The organism is Anabaenopsis arnoldii, from assembly GCF_028331025.1.
Taxonomy (GTDB): Bacteria; Cyanobacteriota; Cyanobacteriia; order Cyanobacteriales; family Nostocaceae; genus Anabaenopsis; species Anabaenopsis arnoldii.
In genome coordinates this window covers 1-3,859 of record NZ_JAQMUH010000120.1, presented here as the reverse complement: position 1 = coordinate 3,859, position 3,859 = coordinate 1, and the positions used below count along the sequence as shown (strand labels likewise).

Genomic DNA, 3,859 nt, shown 5'->3' with positions numbered 1-3,859 from the left:
GTTTCTCTACTTCTACTCCCTCCAATCCGTTAATCTTTCTCAGTTCTGCTTGTAAAGATGATTGATCAACATTGTAGTCTATCTCTGCGGTGTCAGAGGTTGATCCATTATTGTTCCTATAGGTTAATTTAAACTTACCGGCAGTCCCGTTATGGGATACTGTTTGGGATTCGTTATCAGGTGGAGTTGTTATATTGATGGTACTTAGAAATTCCAATTCATAGTCAGGTATGAATTTATTAGCCAGGGCGTCATGGGGAATCGTGATCCTCCATGGTCCGGTGCCACTGGTCTTTATCTCGCTCAAATTACCGCTTATTCCGAATGCTCCGGCTATTCTTGCTTTATATCCATCCATTATTTGACCATGTCTAAACTCTACTTGGTCTTTGGATTTTAAAGTAAATTGGTCTACGCCATCTGGTAGTGAGACATCAAGAATAAAATACGGACTTTCAGATAGTAAGGGTTCTGTTTTGACTGAGGATATTATGGGTGCTGGCTGGTCTCCTAAATTAACCTGAACACTCGTTCGATATTCTTCATAATAAAAATTGTTTGTAGGATTTTGTAGATTTGGAGGATTTTCAATAATTACAGGTAAATATTGATTATTATCTGTTGTTTGGAAGAAATAATCATTTGTTCCTGTCCCGCCAATAATTTTGGTAATGTTCTCAGCAGTTATTGTTCTATTCCCAAGTGAAAGTGTGACCTCATTCTTATTGCTATTCGGATTCTCGCGCGCACTCTCAATAGTAATCTTTATCTGGCTATTAAAATTCCTTAAATCAAGTATTGATTGTTGATTTTGTTCTCTATTTTGGAGTTCTGGATTTTGTATCGTCAGCGTAGGCGTAATGGCATTTCCATTACTATTACTTAGAATATTACGTATAGTATACGTATTAGTACCTTGTCCACCTCTTATTATTTCAACATTAGTAACAGGTCGATTTTGACCGTTTACTTCTTGACCGTTTACTTGATTGTTACCAGATGTAACTGTAAAATCTAAGATATTATTATTATTGATATCAAAATTTAAATTTTGATTTACTCCCGTAAAGTCCAGGGTATCCTGGCCTTGATTAGGTTCTTCTACAACCGTATCTTGACCCCAATTATTGTTAAAAATATATGTGTCATTTTCAGCACCACCATTTAGAGTGTCATTGTCAGCACCACCATTTAGAGTGTCATTACCAATACCACCAATTAAAGTGTCATTGTCAGCACCACCATTTAGAGTGTCATTACCAATACCACCAATTAAAGTGTCATTGCCATCACGACCATTTAGAATGTCATCACCACCATTACCTTGAAAAGTATATCCAGTGTTAGGATTATACGCAGCATCTGGATTTTCTGCAAAAGTTATAGTCTCAACTTCACTTCCCCCAGTTATGTTGCTGATATTCTGAAAGCCGTTACCCACGCCGTTACCCACTAGGTTACTAGCAGTCCCTTGTTTATCACCTCTAAAAGTAATAGTTTGTGGCTGATTTCCATCATATTGAATTGTATTGTTACCCTGACCACCATTTAAAACACCATTTAACTTTCCTGTTTGTGAAAAAATGAATGTATCATCGCCATTGCTACCAGTGAGGTTCTTAATATTATTAAAGGTAATTGTCTGATTACCAGAGTCAATTTTAACTTTATTCTGTCCAGTAATGTTAGCATTACCATTACCATTAATTGTTAAGCCGTTATTTTGTCCAAATTTAGCAGTAAACTCATTAAATCCTTGAAACCTGAGTTCATGGTGTTTACCAAGTCTAAATTGAACTTGAACATTGTTATCCTGATTAATAGAAATAGTCTGATCCCCACCAATTAGAGCACTTTGAAAATTTATTGAAGAATCCCCATTTCCTATTAGTGTGTCCAAGTTACTGAGGCTAATATTAAGGGTTTGTTGTCCCTTCGTAACAATTATATTTCCTTCATTTCCGAGATATACGTTATCTGCAAATGAAAAAGTTAAATTTCCTGTAACTGCTGCAAAACTTATTGCACCATCATCAGTAGCACTAATAATTTCACCAGGACTATTAAACCTCGCATCGTTAATGTTCACTGGTAATAAATACTGATAATCATTAATACTCTCCTGCCAGGGCAAACTAGACTCTATGGCTCCTGTCTGTACTTCCAGATGCCAATCACCACCCAACAGGGCATTACCAGTGAAATCATCAGAAGCCGCAACATCAGCCCCCGTCAAGTGAGCTAACTCCGCCACTAACTCAATGCCAATCCCCGCAGCCACATCACACCCATAAAGCAGTATATCTGCTGTTGGTGTTAAGGAGAGACTCCAATCCTGCAACTGAGACTGATACTGTGCCAAAGTAGCCTGTGTTAAGACAGTATTACCCAGAGTGATGGAACCCTCAGCACCATGGGAAACAACATGAACCGCCTCAATGCCTTGACGTTGAGCCAAAACCGCACTAATTTGGGAGATACCATCTTGGGAACCGTCAAGGACAACAGTTTCTACATGATGACCTAATCCAGTCAAGAAACTTTGATAATCCGGCACTGCCTGATCCACAAAGATAATCTCTGTTTTGGGCAACCCAGTCAAACTATCCCCGCCCACACCCTCTTGAGGCACCAATCCTGTGAGTAAATCTCTGCCATACTCTTGAGACGGAAAAGCATCCCAGGCGGGGAACTGAAAATCACTAGTTTCTACTAACTTAACTTCATCCATCCACTGCAATTCTGACCCCATGGGGCTGAGTTGCCCTGGGAAATTATCCTGCTGTGGCGAATAATCAGCACCAATAACGTCATAAACAGGGAAAACATCGGCACTGTGCGGGAATTCGGAATTAAAAGACTGATTATTCATGGTTTTACCCAAGAAGTTTGTATATTTTGGAAAATATCACCAAATTAGGAGCTAATTACTATACGTTATAAAACTTAATGTATAACTTAATTCATAACGTGAGTTGGACGGATAGGAAAGGGCAAAAAGCTAGCTATACATGAATTTGCTTCACTGGGCATCAGAAAACCGATCATTACGATTAATTAAATTAATGTCAAAAAAAACACATAAAAATGCTAAATTGTTACCGTAGTCCATTTGACATCTACCTAAAAGATTTGCCTGCTCTACCCCGTACCATTTTTTTAGTTCCATCGAACTCACGTTAATTCGGTTTTGAGAACCGTGACCAAAGGAGTGGGATACAGAGTAACATCGTAGAAGGACGGCTTTCGTCTGTCATAGCTCTTGCTATTTAGCGTGCAGTACAGTAGAATGTAAAATAGTCGGCATAAGGCATCGGCACGACTTTAAATCGGCGAGGAGCGACTGTAACCCTACTTCGGTAGCAAGTTGCAGTGAACCCTCAAAAATCACCAACCTTCTAGGTCGGTGAGTATGCCAAATGTCCGATTATCAAAGGACATGGGTAATAGATGGCCATTTGATTAACCGTGAGAATACATAAATGATAAAACCCCAAAATACCAGGTATTCTGGGGTTTATTTTCTACTTATTACCTAACCAGGACTGCAAATCTAACAAACTGGTAAAGTCTAATAAAGCCTCACCGAGATTTTCTAATTCTTCCAATGATAAATTTGCCAATTGTGCGCCTATATCTGGGGGTAATTCTCCCACCTTGCGTGTAAGTTGACGTACAAGTAAACGTCGTTCTCGCAGTTCCCCTTGCTGTTTCCCTCGCAGTTCCCCTCGCTGTTCGCCTATTTGTTCTCCTTCTTCGAGAATTTCTTGGTAAATTACTGACTCCCGCATCATACCCTCCCGAAATAGTCTTCTAATTAAATCCTTCTTAAATTTTAACCCGGCTAAAATTTGGGTGT

Annotated in this window: 2 protein-coding genes; both read right to left on the bottom strand. The window is 39.1% G+C overall.

Annotation, left to right across the window (positions count from 1 at the left end):
- Positions 1 to 2,872 (bottom strand): DUF4347 domain-containing protein (locus PN457_RS10740; RefSeq protein WP_271733279.1); only part of this gene is annotated, 2,872 nt, incomplete at its 3' end.
- Between the two features lie 652 nt (positions 2,873 to 3,524).
- A partial coding sequence (locus PN457_RS10735; protein WP_271733277.1) for a DUF4351 domain-containing protein occupies positions 3,525 to 3,859 on the bottom strand: 335 nt, incomplete at its 5' end.